This is a genomic window from Anaerovibrio lipolyticus DSM 3074, assembly GCF_900141865.1.
In the GTDB taxonomy this organism is placed as follows: Bacteria; Bacillota; Negativicutes; order Selenomonadales; family Selenomonadaceae; genus Anaerovibrio; species Anaerovibrio lipolyticus.
Map to the genome: position 1 here is coordinate 1 of NZ_FQYW01000021.1, position 18,645 is coordinate 18,645.

Annotated in this window: 16 protein-coding genes; 2 read left to right on the forward strand and 14 right to left on the reverse strand. The window is 42.4% G+C overall.

All coding sequences use genetic code 11. The features are described from left to right. Nucleotides 1–271: 271 nt before the first annotated feature. On the forward strand, nt 272–1,480 hold the full coding sequence (locus B6K08_RS11205) for an IS110 family RNA-guided transposase (RefSeq protein WP_234985356.1): 1,209 nt from the start codon (nt 272–274) through the stop codon (nt 1,478–1,480). Between the two features lie 148 nt (nt 1,481–1,628). Here the strand turns inward: B6K08_RS11205 and B6K08_RS11210 are convergent, their stop codons facing one another. From B6K08_RS11210 to B6K08_RS11255, 10 genes are all read right to left on the reverse strand, one after another. Further along, nucleotides 1,629–2,690, reverse strand: a complete 1,062-nt coding sequence (locus B6K08_RS11210; RefSeq protein WP_080326165.1) for a P-loop NTPase family protein — start codon at nt 2,688–2,690, stop codon at nt 1,629–1,631. Between the two features lie 46 nt (nt 2,691–2,736). After that, the gene (locus tag B6K08_RS11215) at nt 2,737–3,882 is read right to left on the reverse strand and encodes a vWA domain-containing protein (protein ID WP_080326166.1); all 1,146 of its coding nucleotides are present in this window, start codon (nt 3,880–3,882) and stop codon (nt 2,737–2,739) included. A gap of 166 nt (nt 3,883–4,048) precedes the next feature. Beyond that, nucleotides 4,049–5,008, reverse strand: a complete 960-nt coding sequence (locus B6K08_RS11220) for a helix-turn-helix transcriptional regulator (protein ID WP_234985357.1) — start codon at nt 5,006–5,008, stop codon at nt 4,049–4,051. Between the two features lie 233 nt (nt 5,009–5,241). Next, complete coding sequence (locus tag B6K08_RS11225; protein WP_080326168.1) at nt 5,242–6,477, reverse strand: ATP-binding protein; 1,236 nt, start codon at nt 6,475–6,477, stop codon at nt 5,242–5,244. Nucleotides 6,478–6,552: 75 nt separating this feature from the next. Next, on the reverse strand, nt 6,553–6,924 hold the full coding sequence (locus B6K08_RS11230) for a hypothetical protein (RefSeq protein WP_080326169.1): 372 nt from the start codon (nt 6,922–6,924) through the stop codon (nt 6,553–6,555). A gap of 144 nt (nt 6,925–7,068) precedes the next feature. Then, nucleotides 7,069–7,614 (reverse strand): RNA polymerase sigma factor, encoded by a 546-nt coding sequence (locus tag B6K08_RS11235; protein WP_080326170.1) that lies wholly within the window; start codon nt 7,612–7,614, stop codon nt 7,069–7,071. A gap of 12 nt (nt 7,615–7,626) precedes the next feature. Continuing rightward, nucleotides 7,627–10,332, reverse strand: a complete 2,706-nt coding sequence (locus B6K08_RS11240; RefSeq protein ID WP_080326171.1) for an NHLP bacteriocin export ABC transporter permease/ATPase subunit — start codon at nt 10,330–10,332, stop codon at nt 7,627–7,629. 23 nt (nt 10,333–10,355) lie between these two features. After that, nucleotides 10,356–12,551, reverse strand: a complete 2,196-nt coding sequence (locus B6K08_RS11245; protein WP_080326172.1) for an NHLP family bacteriocin export ABC transporter peptidase/permease/ATPase subunit — start codon at nt 12,549–12,551, stop codon at nt 10,356–10,358. Nucleotides 12,552–12,556: 5 nt separating this feature from the next. Beyond that, complete coding sequence (locus tag B6K08_RS11250) at nt 12,557–13,516, reverse strand: biotin/lipoyl-binding protein (RefSeq protein WP_080326173.1); 960 nt, start codon at nt 13,514–13,516, stop codon at nt 12,557–12,559. Nucleotides 13,517–13,518: 2 nt separating this feature from the next. Further along, on the reverse strand, nt 13,519–14,679 hold the full coding sequence (locus B6K08_RS11255) for an efflux RND transporter periplasmic adaptor subunit (RefSeq protein ID WP_080326174.1): 1,161 nt from the start codon (nt 14,677–14,679) through the stop codon (nt 13,519–13,521). A gap of 99 nt (nt 14,680–14,778) precedes the next feature. Here B6K08_RS11255 and B6K08_RS11260 point away from each other — a divergent pair, with 99 nt between their 5' ends. Continuing rightward, a complete protein-coding gene (locus B6K08_RS11260) occupies nt 14,779–14,967 on the forward strand; it encodes a hypothetical protein (RefSeq protein ID WP_039205575.1) in 189 nt (62 codons plus the stop codon). 267 nt (nt 14,968–15,234) lie between these two features. Here the strand turns inward: B6K08_RS11260 and rbsK are convergent, their stop codons facing one another. From rbsK to B6K08_RS11280, 4 genes are read right to left on the reverse strand one after another with little or no spacing between them, the layout of a single operon-like run. Further along, on the reverse strand, nt 15,235–16,146 hold the full coding sequence (rbsK, locus tag B6K08_RS11265; protein WP_080326175.1) for a ribokinase: 912 nt from the start codon (nt 16,144–16,146) through the stop codon (nt 15,235–15,237). Between the two features lie 9 nt (nt 16,147–16,155). Then, on the reverse strand, nt 16,156–17,160 hold the full coding sequence (locus B6K08_RS11270; protein ID WP_039205578.1) for a substrate-binding domain-containing protein: 1,005 nt from the start codon (nt 17,158–17,160) through the stop codon (nt 16,156–16,158). 11 nt (nt 17,161–17,171) lie between these two features. Further along, nucleotides 17,172–17,567, reverse strand: a complete 396-nt coding sequence (rbsD, locus tag B6K08_RS11275; RefSeq protein WP_039205580.1) for a D-ribose pyranase — start codon at nt 17,565–17,567, stop codon at nt 17,172–17,174. Nucleotides 17,568–17,598: 31 nt separating this feature from the next. Next, nucleotides 17,599–18,636 carry an ABC transporter permease gene (locus B6K08_RS11280; RefSeq protein WP_039205582.1) on the reverse strand — a complete coding sequence of 346 codons (1,038 nt, stop codon included), beginning with the start codon at nt 18,634–18,636 and terminating at the stop codon, nt 17,599–17,601. Between the last annotated feature and the right edge of the window lie 9 nt (nt 18,637–18,645).

Consider the following 18,645-nt stretch of genomic DNA (forward strand, 5'->3'; position numbering starts at 1 on the left):
GACTGCTTGAAGAGCTTGATGCCTGCCTTAATCGTCAAATACTGCTTACACAGGTGTTGCAGCCCTAGGCGAGAGCACTACCAGCAAGTATTCCTCTCATAGGTGACTGCTTATTAGCGAGGGTGCAGTCAGCGATTAAGATCAGGATAATCCTTTACCCATCTTCCATCATTAGCCGGAAAGGTGGTGTTTACTTTGAAGAAGGCGGATCTTCTTTCTACTCTTTTTTGTCGGTATCGACATCAGTTCAAGGGAAAATGTTGTGGCTGTCATGGACTTTGAATCCACCAAACCAATTGCGACTTTCGCTGTGCCCAACAATGAACCTGGTGCCGAAGAAATGGCTAAGCATATTTTAGAATTTCTTAATACTGAATCTAGTCTAAAAAGACTGGTAATTGGTTTGGAATCCACATCATTTTATGGTGTACATATTGCCAATTATCTGTCCACCAGCCCTATGCTTATGCCATACCATACCGAAGTGTACTGTTTAAATCCCAAATCCATTGCCAACTATAAAAAATCTTACATCGGGCTCAGCAAGAACGACTGCATTGATGCTTTCGTTATTGCTGACTATGCCCGGGTTGGCAGGATTACTACCAAACCATGGCGTGGGTGTCAATATCTCGCTTTACAGCGTCTTACACGCCACCGCCTACATCTGGTCAAAGCCCTTACAAGGGAGAAGACCTATATGCTCTCTAACATCTTCCTCAAATTCAGCGAATTTAACACGCTGGATGCTGAGGAGCAGCCATTTTCCAATGAATTTGGAGCTACGGCATCTGCGGTACTTACCGAATTTCTCTCCACTGAGGAGATTGTTGACATGCCTATGGAAAAGCTTGTTGAATTCATCTGTGAAAAGGGCCGCAATAGATTCCCAGATCCTCAGAAAACAGCCAAACTCTTGCAGGCTGCTGCAAGAAATTCCTACAGACTGGATAAGTGTTTGTATGAGCCGATAACAGTCGCTATTGCCTCTTCGTTTACCATGATCTCAACATATTATGCTGAAATCAAAAAGGTTAACCAAGCGATCGAAACAACCATTAAAGGACTCAATCCAAATGCTTTCCTTTCATTGCAGTCAATACCTGGTTTAGGACCGGTAATGGCTGCCGGAATCATGGCCGAAATCGGGGATATATCGGTATTTAAATCTCAGGAATCATTGGCCAAATATGCTGGTCTGGTTTGGCGTGAAAACCAGTCAGGCCAGTTCAAGGCCGATGACACTTCCATGAGCAAGGCTGGTAACTCTTATCTTAGATACTATCTGCTTGAGGCCACCAGTCATATAAGGCTTCACTGTCCTGAGTACAGTGAATATTACTCCAAGAAATACGCTGAGGTTAAAACCCATCAGCACAAACGTGCACTCGCTCTCACAGCTCGTAAAGCCATAAAGTTGATTTTTGGATTGCTGGCCAAAAACCAACTCTACTCCGGAAACAGAGTAGGCCAAGCTTAACATTTACGATTTCACCTTCGGATTTTTTAGGAAAATCGCGGAGGCTTGTTAAGTGCACGATAATTTAAGATTTTGCTTCAAAACCTTTTGAGAAAACCTGTTGACTTATTACCAGGTTGCTCAATATTTACTGTCCTATAACACTTTATTATTCAAGGAGAGACTTATTATTGCTTATAAATAGCTCCAGTTCCGGAGAATCCACCTCCATAAGCAGAAGTCTGTTAATCTCTGTTGGTGAATTTGCTGCCTTCAAATCTTCTATAGCCAAGGCTGTAAATTCCGCATCCATTAACAGCATATAATTGATTACATTGACAAATTTATCTTTTGGTAAGCCTGCCTCTGTAAGTTTGTAGACCAATGATGAAATAAGGATATATTTTATATCATCCCTTTCCGGAACCTCCTTGTAGGTCCCGTCCATTATCTGATCAACAACATCCACAGCTTCCCGTTCCTTCAGAAATGCCAAAAAAGGCACCGCCTCCATCTCCCCGATATTTGCTTCAATCTTGGCCCTTAGAAGTTTGCTACCTATATCCAACTTTCCAGTATTCATAATATCCGAAACCGCCTCCCAGGTTCTTGGGGAAGCAAATCGCAATGATTCACCCTCGGGGTCAAAATTATGAAACGCCACAGGCTTGAAATTAAGATAGGCTATTACGGCCTCATTAATCTTATTTGGATATGCAAAATCCTTTTTCCACTGGTCCAGATCATAGGAAATATTATGAATTTCAAATCTGTTGGCCAAAGGGGCCGGCATTTCAGTATAAACACCGTTGTCATCCAGCCTGTTTCCCAAAGCCACAATATACCAGCCCTCAGGCAGGGTATATGAGCCCAGCTTTCTGTCATGGATCAGCTGATAAGCCGCGGCCTGCACTCTCTTTGAAGCAGAGGTAATTTCCTCAATCAAGAGAATTCCCCTTTCCCCATCCCTATCTTCCCTTGGAAGAATGTCATTATGCAGCCACATAGTATGCAAATTATCCTCAGAAGGAAATGGTATACCCTTCAGCTCCGTTTCCGTAAAAAGAAGAAGTCTTAAATCAATAAATCCCATATTTCTTGACTGCGCTATATCATAGGCAATGGCTGACTTACCAATACCAGAAGGACCAAGGCCCAAAATAGAACGCTTTATCCCATTATCTATATTGAAGTTGATTACCTCAGCAAAATCATGAATATTTAAATCCATAACAAATTCCTCCTCCGTCAGCAACACTATTCACATATACAAACCTTTAAATCCTTTTCATTTGAGAAACGATTCCGTTGATAATATTTTCAGTAGTTCCATTAGGGGTTATTACCCAAATTGAATTTTTCTCAGCCTTTATCTTTTCAAAATCCCCATCTGTGAGATAAATAACTAATTTAGCATTGCTGTAATTATTTCTTATATAGTACTGAGCCCTGTCCGGTGAGGTCCCACCTCTGCCTGATATTTTTATGTTCTTATACTCTTTTATAGGTATTGGTGGATATACTTCATGTGACCATTGTATAATCACTCCTGTCATCTCAAAATCCTTTATCATTTTATTGATATGACCAAAGAAATCTGCCAAATCCGCCTTAGATATTGAACCCGATGTATCAACTGCCACTACCACATCCGCCAGCCTGCATTCTTCCAAATATTCCCCAGGAAGGATCATTTTTCTGTAAAGAGTGGTCCGCAGGGGAGATGCAAAGGATGTATCATCTGATATTGCAGAAGACAGAAATCTTTTAACCAGCTTGTACCAGGGTACTTTGGTGGATAACAAGGCTGATACCTCTTCAAACATATACTGACCAATAGGAGAGTGACCTTTATATGACTCCAGCCCCCGCAGTCCTTCTTTTATCTGCCATTCCTTCAATGTTCCTTTAAACTTTTTAATATCCTGATAATAAGCGTCTTTATCATCCCTTAAGAATTTTGATATATTGGGGTTATTTTCCAACAGGGAATATATTTCTTCCACTGAGAAATCCTCAACATTATAGATATCAGGCAGTTCAAATATTCCAAATTCCTTCTTTAAATCCAGTGGTATACCAATTTTCTCGTAATAATCCGAATCTATTTCCAAAATTCTGTTTACCTTTAAATCCGCAGCCAAATTCCAGAAAAACGGATCCCTGTCCTTTAATCTAAAGACATGAAGAAGAATAATATGATACAGCTCATGGAGCAAAACAAAATTACATTGCTCCGGGGTTATTTCTTTAATAAACTCTTCTGAAAAAACTATGCTCCTGCCATCTGTCCAGGCAGTGTCCTGTATTGATGACTCTCTTACTCTAGCCAGCTTTATTAAAGCCATGCCAAAATAAGGAGCATTCTTTAAAAGCCGCAGGCGCACCTTTTTTACCTGAACATGGAAATCTTTTAAATCCATAATGCCCTCCTCCCAAACATAAAACAGATTCTTTTAGGATTGAATAAAGCATAACAAAATCGATGTGCACAATTTTGTACATAATAAAAAATCTCTGGTGATGTTTTTAACCACCAGAGATTTCCTCAAATCTTATGCTTTTTAACTTCAGCTGTTTCAGATAATGCTAATCCTTATACTTCCTCCACATTCTGTCTATTTCTATTTTTATTTCCTTACGCAACTTCTCAGGTTTCAGCAGCTCCACCTTGGGACCGTATTGGATTGCCCAGTACTTCACGGCCTTTAGATTGCATTTAACCCTGATTACAACATAGTCCTTATCCTTCTGTTCTATGGTGAATTCTTTCCCAAACCAGTCCACCAAAGTTGTCATCATTTTAGTACTTGTCTTAATTTCAACCCAATCACTTTTCCCGCTGAACATTGATATATGCTCCGCCATGTACTGGGGCAAATAAAAGCCATTGGCGTCAAATTCCTCCAGCTCCTTTGAATCCTTGCGTCTTTCATCCAAAAGTTTAACATCGGTCATTTTGTCTATGCGTAAATGTATCACATAATTAAATTGATCCATGTTTCCCACAAGATAAAATTTCCCGTTATTTTCCACCATCTGGTAGGGATTTATGGTATATGGATTACCATCATTTTTAGGGTGTAATTTAAAATCAGTCCCCACTTCATTATAGACACACTGAATTTTCTTTTCCGTGGCTATAGCATCAAGTATCACATCCAATGACTCCATTACCTGTTCATTTATGGTATGGTTAAGCTTCGGCAAATTGCATATATGCTTAATCTTTTTCTTAAAATAATTGCTGCCAAAGTCCTTAAACTTGTTAATCAGCCTCTTTGCCCTTTTGGTGGGTATTATTTTGGAAAAGAGTATACTGTCAATCAAAATGCGCAATTCCGCATCATCAAATTCCCTTTTTACAAGCTTGTAACCTTTTTTATAGTCAATTTCCCAGCCCATATCAATTAAATCATCAATATATGACTTAACAGTGCGCCGGTCACAAGTAATGCTATAATCCCGTTCCAATTTTTCAATTATTCCTTTTTGAGTCAGGGCATGATCTTTATCCGTATATTCCCGCAATATATTGAGGATACACATATTCACTTTTTTCTTGCTGCCATACATATTATCACCTACTTTTATTATTCTGAGTCGTCATTTGATGCCACATCAAAACTTCATTTCTTGTACTAATTATCGTTCCTTGAAAATAATATATCAAATTTTGATGTCCAAAATTTTGCACATAAAGGTACTGAGGATAAAAAAACAGCCCCCCGCTAGGATGGTGGCTGTTTATTCATCAAGATCCATAAAACGCCTATGAATAATTATATGTAATCAATAGGCAAAGCTATGGTTCGTTCATTTAGCCATAAGGGCTGTTCATACATACAGAGGATTGTTCCCAAGCCGCGTTGGCGACCTTTTATTTTATCAATAACATCAAAGATGTTGGTCATACTTAGTTTTGGGTTTGCAGACATTTTTATCTCTATAGGATATATAACATCCCCATCCTCAATCAACAGATCAATTTCGGATTCACGGCTGGCTGATTTGTCTTTACCACGATAATAGGTAACTTGCATCCGATAGTCCAGACCGCTATTAGTAAATGATTTTAGGATTTCCGATACCACGAAGGTTTCAAACAGTTCTCCTGCCATAGCTCCATTCATGGCTGTTTCCGGACTTTGATATTTGGTGAGGAAGCATACCAGTCCTGTGTCACGGAAATAGAGCTTAGGTGTTTTAATAGCTCTTCTCAAAGCAGAATTAGAGAATGGTTGCAATATGTATATAAGTCCAGATGCTTCGAGAATTGATGTCCATTCTTTGGCAGTAGCAGCAGTGATATCAGCTTGTTCAGCAACCTTGCTGTAATTAAGCATTTGACCAGTACGTGCTGCCATGGCAGTCAAAAACCTCATAAATTTCATGTGATCCTTAATTTTAGTTAAATCATTGACATCACGGCTAAGATAAGTTTGTACATAAGAAGAATAGAACATCTGCCAATCCACATCATTTTCATAAAGAGCAGGATAACTCCCTCTGTGTATTAGCTGCCATATATTGGAATGACTTTTCCGTGAATGGCTGCGACTAGAAATATATTCCTTATTAGGTATAAAAGGTTGATTAAAATCTATTCCATCTATTTCCCGGAGAGATAGTCCAGAAAGCTCGAAAATGGCAATCCGTCCAGCTAATGATTCTGATACATGCTTCATCAGTTGGAACGACTGAGAGCCAGTCAAGGCAAATAATCCCTTTTCATTGCTTTTGTCACATTCTATTTTGATATAAGGAAATAGCTCCTGTATATATTGCACTTCATCCAAAGTAATAGGACAACGATGATTAAGAAAAAACATCCCCGGCTCATTCTGAGCTTGAGATAAAAGCAATGGATTATCAAAAGTTATGTAATTTTGGTCTGGAAAAACTTCCTTTAGTAGAGTTGATTTTCCGACCTGTCGTGAGCCTGTAACTAATAAAGCCTTGAATGATTTATTTGCTTTTAAAAGACTTTGCTCAATATGGCGTTTTATATAGGACAAAACAAACACCTCCGACTAATTTATAGTTCAATTATAAATTAGTCGGAGGTGTGGGTCAATAACAATCAAACCATATTATATCATTTCAATACTGGAAGCTCCGCCAGGGCGAATGGTTAATGAGTATACCCTAAAGAGGTCTAAACCAATCCAGTAGTCCTCAGCATTGTTGTCATACACTACCTTTACATCCCAATACTGTACACCGTCTCTTGGGCTGAAGCCAATAAAGATGTCCTGACCTGGATAGAGAACGCTGTTAGGTCCCAGCTCATCCTGATAAATCCATTCGTTTTCATGAGTTGGACTCAAATAAATGTAGGTTATAACCCTACCAGTGCCATTTATCAGAGTAAAATCCTGACTCCCGGCAAAGGCTGTCCCCTGAATACCAACTGCCATAACTACAGCTACCAAGAAAACCTTTAATACATTTAATACCCTCATGTTTTTTCCTCCCTATATATATAAAAAATAAACGACAAATTAACTATGGAAATTACCTTTCCATACAACCCCTACTACATTTATATATACGATTGAGCATTGTATCTATTACAGTTTTCTATAATATCGTAAAATTCGTGACAATTATTCACGCCCCAAAATCTGTCGCAGGGTGCCCATTGCCCTAAAAAGAATGACACCTACATTAGCCGAAGATATTCCAATAGTTTCAGCTATTTCCTTATTATTCATGTCTCCCCAAAATTTTAACTCAATAATTTGCTGCTCCCTTTCAGAAAGCTTTCCAAGGGCCAGCAACAGCTCTTTTTTTCCTTCCTGCTCCAATAGCTGTCCATCTGGATGTTCCTTGTCATCCACCTTTGGGGAGAATACATCATCCCACTCCACATTTTGCCGATGGCTCTGCCAACGGTAATAATCCGTCAAGGTACGGGTGGCAATGCGACTCAACCAAGTGGCAAAGGAAGCCTTGGTGCTGTCAAAGGTATCCAAATGAGTTACCATCTTTTCAAAAACATCACTGACAATATCATCGGCAGTGGCAACATTCTTTACCCGAGCATATATTAAATTATATATCCGGGGAAAAAAATGTTCATATAGCTCATCAAAAGCCCCATCATCATGCAGAGCTTCCTGGGCTATTATATTCCAATCCTTTTCTTCCATACTATCTTTCTCCTACGCCACTTGCCGTCTTACCAGCTGAGCAAAAATTCCATTTTTGGCTACCAATTCCTCATAAGTGCCACTTTCCACCAAAGAGCCCTTATCCATTACCAGAATTCGGTCACACTCTTTAATGGTGGACAGGCGATGAGCAATTACCAGCCGTGTGGTTTTCAGTTTATTCAGACTGTCCGTAACAATGGCCTGAGTGCGGTTGTCCAAAGCACTGGTGGCTTCATCAAATATTAATATGGCAGGCTTGGCCGCCAAAGCTCTGGCAATCATAATTCGTTGGCGCTGTCCTCCGGAAATATTATCGGAGCCTTCACTGATCACTGTCTGCATCCCCATAGGCATAGCACGAATATCATCGGCTATACCCGCCGCTTCCGCAGCTGCCCAGGCATCATCCTGAGTAAGGGCTGCTTGCCCCACAATATTCGTGAAAATATCTCCGGACATAAGCTGACCATTTTGCAATACCACACCCATTTGGGAACGAACAGAAGTCAGTGACAACTCTGCCAAGGACTGACCATCATAATATATGGCACCGCTTCTAGGCTTCTCAAAGCCAAGCAGCAAACGGACCAATGTTGATTTTCCACAGCCGGAATGGCCCACAATGGCCACATTTTCACCTGCTGCAATCTGGAAGCTTATATCGTGGAGTACATCATTCTTATCCTCCCCGTAGGCAAAGGATAAATGGCTTACATCGATAGCCCCTGATAATGGATCAGCCTCCACCTTGTCAGTGGTATTTTCCGGAACTTCCTCCAATATAGGCCGCAAATTTTCTATATGAGGCTGTATGGAGAAAAATGTTCCTATTAGTGGAATCACAGAATTTAATGTGGCATTAAACGCCGTAAAGGCAGCCTCAAAGGCCAAAAACTGGGCATACCCAATGCCAATGATCACTTTCTCAGTATCTACAGCAGCATGGGATGAATCCTGAAGTCCATAAACTGCGAAATAATACAAGACCATGGTAAGGATAAAAGGCTGGGCTGCACCTATGATACTATTATAATTGTTCTGCCATCTTAAAGCTAGATTCCAACGCCAAGTCTCACCAAAAACTTTGCTCCAAAGGTTATAGGCCTGTTCCTCTGCTCCATGAACGCGGAATTTGCTCAATCCTGCAAATATCTGCTGAACCAGTCCAGCCTCAGCATTTGTGGCAGAAATCAGCTTACGCTGATAGCTCAATACACGCCAGTAAATCGCCACAGTAATAACGCACCAAATGAGCCAAATCACAACAGCCACAGCCGTTAGCTTCATGCTGTACCAGCACATTAACAAAAGGCTCCAAAAGGAGAACAATGTATTGAAAACTGTGGCCACAAAAGTTCCGCTGAGAACTTCCTTGATGGATTCAAAGCCTCGCATACGACTGGCCAGCTCACCAGTGGTAAATCTGCGGAAAAATTTCTCCGGCATATCCAAAAGCCGTCCCCACAAGGCAGCCTCCACGGACATATCCAGCCGTGAACCAATGCGTATTACTGATACAGCCCGAATCATACTCAGTGCCGCCAAGGTAAAGCTGCTTACCATAAGGACCTGGGTAACGGATACCAGTCCCTCTCTGTCCATTATGGGGATAATATTTTGGAAAACTGTTTCCGTTATAACAGGAGTTATCAATGGAACAATGCCAGCGAAAAAGCTCACCATAACGATGATCCGATAGTCTACACGCCAGCACTGACGGAACATAAACCTAAACAAATCCCTAAGACGCAGCTTGCGCCTTGGAAAACCGGCATAGCACAAAAATGCATCCATATCCAGCTTATTTGCTTCTTCTGCAGTTAGTTCAATCCCCTCCGGCATAGATCTGGTAATCAGTCTGTAAGTGCCAGGTGCCTGGGGTAGTATAGCCGCCATTTCCTTTTGTTCACCATAATATCCAATCATGGTGCCACAATCCTTGGCATACCAGTCTCTCTCCAGCTTTATGAGGCGTAACTGAATATTGGCCTTTTGGGCCACCCGGCGAATAAGACCGATACTATCCAGCTTCTTCACTCTTTCACTTGGAATACTTATATCAGACTGTCCCATACGCAGGGATTTTTGCACCAAATGAATTATAAAGGTGGCTTCCTCCAAATTTTTGGTGCGCTGCTCTGTATTCCGTTCCTCATAAAATATTTCTTCTTCCCCCAACAGGTTATCAATAGCATCATCAACCAACCTCTTTTTTTGTTGGTTAATAATAGCCTGTCGCCGCTCCAGCCGCTTGTCAGCAGACAAGAAGCGAATACCTTGAAGCATTGAAAAAATTCGCTGCTTTTCTTCAAAACATTTTAATAAATCGCTGCAAGAAGCAATATCCTCATCCAGCATCATGCCATTCTGATCCAGACTGTTATCGCCTAAATCAGCCAGGCTTTTTACCCATCTAATACAGGAAAGCTGCTTAAACCATTCCTGCATTTGAGGGTACAAATTTTCCTTGGAAGAGTTAGCTAATTTCTCTACTTGAAGCTGACAGTCCTCCAGAGCATATATGAGTATATCTATTTCACCAAATTCATCAAATGCTGGAAATACTGCCTGTCCCACCTTTAATGAAAAAAGGTATTCCTGGCGATAGGATTCCTGCCTTGCAGTAACGGCATAGACTTCTATCATGCCCTGCTGCACCAGCAAGTATTCATCTGCATTTTTCAATCGCCAGCGTTTTCCCGCTTGTAGTTCCATACCATCACAACTCACTAAAAATACTATTTACTGTCTCGTTCTTCAATCAGCCTACTATAAGGACCATCATGCTTCATCATGTCACGATGCCGTCCCCGCTCCACCACTTTACCATTTTCCAAAACAATAATTTCATCTGCATCCCTAATGGTGGAAAGACGATGGGCAATAATTACACAGGCACAGCCCCGATGCCGGATATTGGTAAGCACCTGCTCCTCAACAACTGGGTCCAGAGCGCTGGTGGCTTCATCTAATATAATCAAAGATGGATTAACTGCCAATGCACGGGCTATTTCCAAACGCTGACGCTGTCCACCGCTGAAATTCAGTCCACTCTCTGCCACCTTGGCGTCATAGCCTCCATCCAACTGGAGAATATCATCATGAATGCAGGCATCCATAGCTCCATGAATAATGTCGATCTGCCGCAGAGAATCATCAAACAGAGATATATTCTGGGACACTGTCCCGGTTATCTGAAAAATGTCCTGATCCACAGCAGCCAGAGATGAGGTTATTACACTACGAGGAATCTGGCGACGAGGCTTGCCATCAAACAGCACTTTCCCATCCCATTCTTCATACAGTCCCGTAATAATCTTGGCCACCGTAGATTTACCACTGCCGGAGGAGCCTACTATAGCCACCCAGTGCCCCGGCTTTAAATGAAGGTTAAAATCCTGTAACAAAGGAGGCTCCAACGGGCTATAACCAAAGGATACATGCTCCATGGTCAGTTCACCGGACAACCGCTTTTGAGGAACATTATCTGATGCTTCCTCCGGATAGTTTAGAGTATCAACGCCATAGCACCGCACATCATTAAGTCGCTGCATCTGCATTTCAGTAGTCTGAAGGCTGGTAAAAAGGCTCGTCAGATTATTGACAGGAGCCTGGAAATTCGTCATTAAATGCTGGAAGGCCACAAACATACCTGCCGTCATGGCTCCATCCATAATGGAAAAGCCACCAAAGGTCATTATAAGAGCACCATTCAGCCCGGATAACAGAGTTGGCAGCATAGTCACAGACAGCATCCAGATTTGGGTCTCCTGCATACCGGTCAGCACCTTTGCCCTGTATCCGGCCCATTTCATGAAGAAATCGCCCTCATTGCCATTGGCCTTGATACTGTCAATCATGGTGAGGCCATTTATACTTACACCATACTCCTTGCCCGCATCCTGCTGTATACGCATACTCAAATCCGTTAAGTGGCGCCGTGTCAACAGAAGGACACCAATATTCATCATCAGAAAGGCAATACCAATAAGAGTAAGAGTAAAGTTGTATTGCAATAGCAACAGCAAAAAGAACAGGGCTACAAATCCATCCAATACAGCAGTAGCTGCACTGCCGGACAAAACACCTGCCACAGACTCATTCATACTGATGCGCCCTGCCACCTCCGCAGCATATCGCTGATGAAAGAACTGCATAGGCAATCTCAATAAATGCCAGAAAAAGCTGGATGAATCTGCCAAGGTCAATTTCCGCTGCCAACGAGTCAAAAGCACGGAGCGAAGCCATGTCAATACCGCCGACACCACAAAGGATATGGTCATGGCCAAGCACAAATTAGGCATCCAATCAGGGTGTTTGTTAGTTAAAATCTCATCCAAAAATATCTGACTGAAAACTGGAGATGCCAGGCCCGGAATAATCATAAATAGTCCCAGCAAAATGAGGAAGCACATTCCCCATTTATCCTGCCACAGCTTTTCCCCCACAGCCTTAAATACATTGTATCTATGGCCCTCTGGCTTAAAATCCGGACCTGGTCTAACGGTAAGGGCAACACCTGTATACGAGTAAAGAAATTCCTCCCAATCTACAGTACGGCGCCCCAGGGCAGGGTCATTCAAATATACCCTGTCATTAATGATTCCCTCCAGAACCACAAAATGATTAAATTCCCAATGAATAATCAGGGGATACTCCGGCTCTTCCCGTATGTTTTCCGCGTCCCAACTATAACCGTGAACCTCGCAATTACGTCTCTTTGCCGCCCGTAACATATTGCTGGCCTTACTGCCATCACGATTTACGCCACATTCCGCACGCAGCTTTTCAAGGGGAATCCATAAACCATAATGAGCCAATACCATGGCCAAGCATGCAGCCCCACACTCGGTGGCCTCCATCTGCAATATGGTAGGAACCTTTACCCGATTTCCCTGTCCAATATGAAGTTTATTTAAGAATTCAAAAGCCATATGACTCACCTGTTCCGCAGCCATTGGCTGATTTTATAAAATACTTTTTCAATAGGAGGACGACGCTCAATAATAATAGAACCTGTGCAAAAACTACCTGCAGAAACTGGTTTGTGAGGTCCCACCACAGAGGTCCACAAATACCCTGATGGGGAATTTTCATCCCTTACCAATATAAAGCGCACCTCCATTACTGCCCCCTGACCACTGGTCATAAGACGCTGAGATAATTCCGGATTGCCAACCTGCTGTTCAACGGACTTTAAAGATACAGGATAACTGGATACAGTACGCACTACGCCTACCAAACTGCCAGATTCCTGTGCATCAACGCCACTTGGTACTATCTGAATAGTCTGGCCGGTTTCTATACGTTTGCCCTTGTCCACTGGAACATAGAGCACTCCCATTAAATCAGCATTTTTTTGGGTAAGCCGAACAGTACAGATAGGACTGCCGCTGCCAATAATACTTCCCTTGCGAACCATAACTTCATCTACTATACCGTCATAATCACTGGTCACATCCCGAGCCATTTGCTGTTTGTAAAGCTTAGCCCGATATTGATATACCTGACTGGACGTATCACGCATATTGCTGGCCAACTCTGATTCAAATTTTGCAATATTGGTATCTGCAGACTGATCTGACTGCTCCAAACGGGCAATCAAATCCCCCTTCTTAATCTGGGAACCTTCCCGCACATAAACATTGGACACTTTGCCCCCGGCTACATGGGTAACATTGGCAACGCCGCCATAATCAAGAATCATACCCATACCATCAGCTCTGACAGTAAGAGAACCAAAAATCGACCATATTACAATGGACAACAGCAATAAGCCCACAGCCAACAATCCCATCCATCCAATGGGGGTGGTTATGGGCAAAAGGGTGTCCAGTCTGTCCGGGGAACGGAGCTTATCTAAAGCCGCCCGGCTAAATAATTTGCTACCATCTGCCATGATTAGTTATCCTCCAATACAATATCAATCTGTGTTCCTTCCTCTATCCCCTCTGTATCTGAAGTAATAACTATATCTCCAGCCTGAAGTCCCGATTTTACTTCAATATATTTTCCGTCAGTTATACCAGTTTCAACGTTCCGTATAGCCAAACGGCCATCAACCATAACAGCCACTTGGGTTTTATTTTCATTTATAAAGGCATCCACTGGTACAGCCAGACATTTATGTAGCAAATTTGAATGGAGACGCAATTTGCTGTATGCTCCCGGCTCCAGTAAACCCACCCTGTTATCTATACTCCATACCACCTGTCGCATTGAGGCAGGTTCACTTAAATCAGGGGTAATTTTTTCAACCTTTGCACGGAAAATCTGGTCATCGCCTAAATTTCCCGAGGAAAAATTAGCTCCATAAGATTTTTGAATACCCTCCCCTTCGCTTATGGTCAGATCAAATTCCCTTCCCACATAGAGACGCTGGGTATAAATATCCTTCAGTGTAGATGTAAAATTAAGATTTGAGAAATCACCCACCAGAGCTACAGGGGTACCAGCCTTAACATAGGCCCCCACCGTCTGATAAAGACTTAATACTTCTCCTTCAATAGGAGAATTTATGATTTCCCGTGACTGTCTTATCAAAAGCTGCTCCCGTTGGGCCTCAAAATTGGCCAGTCGTGCCTGAGCGGCCTTGTATGCAGCCTCCGCCTCGTCGAATCTCTCAAGGGAAATGGCATTGTTTTCAAGTAATTGACTATAACGGTTATAGGTATTTCTCGCCTTTACAAGCTGGGCTTCTGCTTCAAAAATATCACTGTCAGTCTGTCGTATTTTAAGTGGTATATCCTCATCAAGCAGCTTTATGATGGGATTTCCCCTATCAACATGACTATTTTTTTCAACAAATAGCTGTATGACCCGGCCATTTTCCAAAGCCACCACATCTGTCATATTCTTTGAGTACAGATTCACCAAATCCAATTCAACAACAGGCATTAAACTTCGTTCCTGAACTTTAACACCAGTCAGTGGCAAATGGTGGTTTGACATACGCTCAGCAATCTGGTTTTCACCGCGGCTATTTAAATAAGCACTATAGCCAAATAATGTCACAATCAACGTAATAATAATGCCTACCCCTAAGTAGAAGTAAATTTTCATTGTAAATCCCCACAATTTTTATTTTTTTTGTAATACTCCTGCTAATAAGCCGTATGTTATGGTAAAATAAGAACTACTAAAAAGATGGGAGTGAATATTATGAGTATCCAAGATGAATTATTGAATACGGATTTTTCACACCTCAGCAATGTTAAGACCAGTCTCAAGGCCCATCTCCATGAAATGCGCAAGCAAAAGAGGGAACTATCTTGGGAAGAGCTGGATGAATTAGCAGCCGCTGGCGGTCATAATCCAATGAATCATATAATTACGAAAAAAACTTTGTAATCCATTTTGAATAAATTGGCAAAAACATTAATAAAGGACTGTGAACGCTATTAAGTGTCTACAGTCTTTTTTTATATAAAAGCCCTTCCTAATATTATAAAAAAAATATTATATTTTCCAAGTTTTTTAGTTCTTTTCGATAATTTATCTACATTTATTATCACTGAGTTTTTCTCACTTCAAAAGTCCAAGCCTGCTTCAGCTGCATATAAAATTTAAAAAACTCCCAGATGATTTACAACCATCCGGGAGTCTGCGTATATTATGTTATTTCTTCAGCTTATCGAATTCTTCTCTGGTGAGATAGGAATCCTGGGTACCCTTACGAGTTACGCTTAAGGAAGCGTACTGGGAAGCCTCTTTCATTGCTTCTGGGATATTCTGAGTACGGGAGTAGTTCTCCACGAAGCAGCCAATAAAGGAATCCCCGGCACCAGTGGTGTCAACAGCATCCACCTTTACCGCAGGAACTACCAGATAGTCATCCTTGGTAAGCCACATAGAGCCCTTGGAACCCATAGTAACAATTACATTCTTCAAGCCCTTGTCCACCAAAGTCTGGGCAGCAGCCTTAATCTCCTCAAGGGAATTTGTTGGCATACCGGTAAGAATGGAAAGCTCAGTCTCGTTTGGTACGAAGAAATCGCACAGGCAAGCCTTCTCAATGGACAGCTCCTTGCTGGCAGGAGCCGGATTTAAGAGAACCGGCACATTATGCTTCTTGCCCATATCAATGGCAGCATAAACAGTTTCCAGTGGAACCTCCAGCTGCAGTACAATGAGTCCACATTCCTTCAAGGCATCCTCAGCATCCTCAATAACCTCAGGAGTAAGGCAGGCATTTGCCCCCTTATGAATGAGGATACGGTTCTGGGAAGACTCATCCACCAAAATAGTGGCTACACCATTGGCCACACCAGTGGCAGTCCACACATAATCAGTATTGATGTTATTCTCCAGGAAGTTGTCCATGGACTTTTCACCGAAGAGATCATCGCCAATGGCGGTAACCATCATAACATCAGCACCTAATTTGCCGGCAGCCACAGCCTGATTGGCCCCCTTGCCGCCGCAAGCAGTATGAAAGCCAGTGGCTTCCCTGGTTTCGCCAGCCTCGGGAATTTTATCAGTGTAGGATACAACATCCATATTAGTTGAACCAATAACTGCAATCTTCATATAATCACCTTATTTTTTCAATTTACCCACGCTGCCCCTGATAACCAAATTATTATATAGCCTGGTACAGGAATGGGCCTCGTCGCGGTTTTGGATCTGCTCCACCAAGCGGCGAACAGCAAGGCGTCCCATGGCCTTAATATCCACACTTATGGTAGTCAGTCCAGGAGAGAAGGCCTCTCCCAATGTAATATCATCGAAGCCGATTATTGATACGTCTTCGGGGATGGAAAACCCATTTTTCTGTAATGCCTGCATGGCCCCCAAAGCAATCATATCATTATCGGCAAAAAAAGCGGTTGGCATTTCTCTGCCTTCTGCAATGTAACGGTTTAGCCCCTCAAAGGCTCCCACCACATTGGGTTTTACGTTGAACACCAGATTCTTGTCCACAGTAAAACCATTTTCCCACAATGTCCGATTAAAGCTTCGACCTCTGGCAACGAAGTTTCTAATCCGGGTATCCCCCTGGAGATAGCCAATCTTTGTGTGACCATTCTCCAAAAGATACTTTACTGCCTTTGCTACAGAATCCTCATTATCCATGAGAACAGTATCAAATTTCAGGGATTCAAAATAATTATCCACCATTACCAGTGGTATGCTAGCATCCTGGAAGATACGGGCATCCTCCTCGCTCATTTCGGTGCCCACCAGCAATACCGCCGATGCTGTGTCATTTAAAAGTTCACGGACATTGTCCTCAAAATCGCTATGATGTCGGTAAAGATTGACAATAGAAACATCGTAGCCCGAGCGCCTGCTTTCAGCCTCAATGCTGTCCAGCAGGGTGGAAAAAAATGGTGATTCGTTAAAAACCTCTCCACTGTCACGGTAAGTAACCATTTTGATACGCTTGATTTTTTCATCCTTGATATAGCCGTTTTCCCGGGCTATTTTAATGATTTTCTCAGCCGTATCCTTATTTACTCCCCGCTTGTTACTAAGGGCGTTGGAAACCGTTGCTACAGAAAACCCAGATAATTCACTGATTTTCTTTATATTTACCTTCATAGCGGTCCCCTTTAAAATACTACTCCAGCCCTCAAAATAACATTGGCATATGGACTAAACTCACCAGTACGAATGGCAAACTTCACCTGTGCGGAAAAATCCTTTAAAGCATCGTGAGGCATGGATTCATGCTCAATGCCAGGAAGCTTCTCTCCCACATAAGCCTTAAGCTGAGGATTTTTGTCATCCATTTCGTCAGCAAGAAAATAGTATTCTACTTCCATCTCAGTAAGCAGAGCATCAAGGGTCTGCTTAAAGGTTGGAATACCAGGAACCAGTGCCATATCTACAATGGTAACGCCCTCTGGAATAGGCATTCCGGCATCACCAATCATAACCAAATCCTTATGACCTAAGCCTGCAACAAGATAGGAAAGGTCAGCATTTAAAATACCAGTCTTTTTCATAATAATCGCCTCGTAGCTTTCTGCTGTCAAATTAGTCCTTGGACTCGTTGCGGGCCTGGAGAGCCATCTTAGCCTCCATGTTGCGCTGGAACTGGTCAATGATTACGGCCAAAATAATAACAAGGCCCTTGATAATCATCTGCCAGAACTCGGATACACCGCACATAACCATACCATCGGAAATAACACCGATAACGAAAGCACCGACGATGGTTCCGCCAATAGTACCAATACCACCGGCCATGGAAGTACCACCAAGTACAGCCGCAGCGATGGCGTTCATTTCCCACGTCTCACCAGTGGCAGGATGTGCTGCCTCCAGCTGGGATGCAGTAATAAGACCTACGATAGCGGCGCATACTGCGGAGAAAATGTATACCAAAATTTTAACCTTATCAACCTTTACACCAGAAAGCTTTGCAGCCTTCTCGTTACCACCGATGGCAAAGATGTGCCAGCCAAATACGGTCTTCTTCAAAAGGATATGGGCGATAATGGCAATTACCACCAAAATCAAAGCACCAACAGGAATCTCAGCAATACGGCTGCCGAAGAAGCTGAAGCCAGTATTTCCCAGAGCCTCATTACCAGCCAAGCTGGAATAAGTTGCACCGTTGGAATGAAGCATTGCCCAACCACGGGCCATGTACATTGTACCCAGAGTTGCGATAAATGGAGCTACGCCAAACTTGGTAATGATGATACCGTTGAGCCAACCAATAAAGGCACCAACGATGATGGTGAGAATAACTACCATAGGAACGCTGAAGTAAAGGGTTACTCCGGCGAACTGGAGAGTTACACCATTCTGAATCATACCGCCGGCAATCATGCCGGCCAGACCAACCACGGCACCCACCGACAAATCGATACCGCCCGTAATAATTACATAGGTCATGCCGATAGCCAGAATACCATAAAGCGCTACGTGCTTTGCAAGCAGCAGCAAGGTATTAGTAGACAGGAAATTATCATTTGCAACGCTGAAGAAAATCAGCAGGAGCACCAATACAATCAAGGTACGGCCCTTCAGGAGGGTCATCATCAATGATGTTTTATCTTTAAACATTTTAAGTTA

What these genes read in the sequence shown, in the direction of transcription:
- B6K08_RS11235 (WP_080326170.1), bottom strand. Translation starts at nt 7,614, where the DNA reads ATGGAAGAAAAGGATTGGAATATAATAGCCCAGGAAGCTCTGCATGAT.
- B6K08_RS11240 (WP_080326171.1), bottom strand. Translation starts at nt 10,332, where the DNA reads ATGGAACTACAAGCGGGAAAACGCTGGCGATTGAAAAATGCAGATGAA.
- B6K08_RS11255 (WP_080326174.1), bottom strand. Translation starts at nt 14,679, where the DNA reads ATGAAAATTTACTTCTACTTAGGGGTAGGCATTATTATTACGTTGATT.
- B6K08_RS11230 (WP_080326169.1), bottom strand. Translation starts at nt 6,924, where the DNA reads ATGAGGGTATTAAATGTATTAAAGGTTTTCTTGGTAGCTGTAGTTATG.
- B6K08_RS11215 (WP_080326166.1), bottom strand. Translation starts at nt 3,882, where the DNA reads ATGGATTTAAAAGATTTCCATGTTCAGGTAAAAAAGGTGCGCCTGCGG.
- rbsK (WP_080326175.1), bottom strand. Translation starts at nt 16,146, where the DNA reads ATGAAGATTGCAGTTATTGGTTCAACTAATATGGATGTTGTATCCTAC.
- B6K08_RS11250 (WP_080326173.1), bottom strand. Translation starts at nt 13,516, where the DNA reads ATGGCAGATGGTAGCAAATTATTTAGCCGGGCGGCTTTAGATAAGCTC.
- B6K08_RS11220 (WP_234985357.1), bottom strand. Translation starts at nt 5,008, where the DNA reads ATGTGTATCCTCAATATATTGCGGGAATATACGGATAAAGATCATGCC.
- B6K08_RS11210 (WP_080326165.1), bottom strand. Translation starts at nt 2,690, where the DNA reads ATGGATTTAAATATTCATGATTTTGCTGAGGTAATCAACTTCAATATA.
- B6K08_RS11270 (WP_039205578.1), bottom strand. Translation starts at nt 17,160, where the DNA reads ATGAAGGTAAATATAAAGAAAATCAGTGAATTATCTGGGTTTTCTGTA.
- B6K08_RS11280 (WP_039205582.1), bottom strand. Translation starts at nt 18,636, where the DNA reads ATGTTTAAAGATAAAACATCATTGATGATGACCCTCCTGAAGGGCCGT.
- rbsD (WP_039205580.1), bottom strand. Translation starts at nt 17,567, where the DNA reads ATGAAAAAGACTGGTATTTTAAATGCTGACCTTTCCTATCTTGTTGCA.
- B6K08_RS11245 (WP_080326172.1), bottom strand. Translation starts at nt 12,551, where the DNA reads ATGGCTTTTGAATTCTTAAATAAACTTCATATTGGACAGGGAAATCGG.
- B6K08_RS11260 (WP_039205575.1), top strand. Translation starts at nt 14,779, where the DNA reads ATGAGTATCCAAGATGAATTATTGAATACGGATTTTTCACACCTCAGC.
- B6K08_RS11205 (WP_234985356.1), top strand. Translation starts at nt 272, where the DNA reads ATGGACTTTGAATCCACCAAACCAATTGCGACTTTCGCTGTGCCCAAC.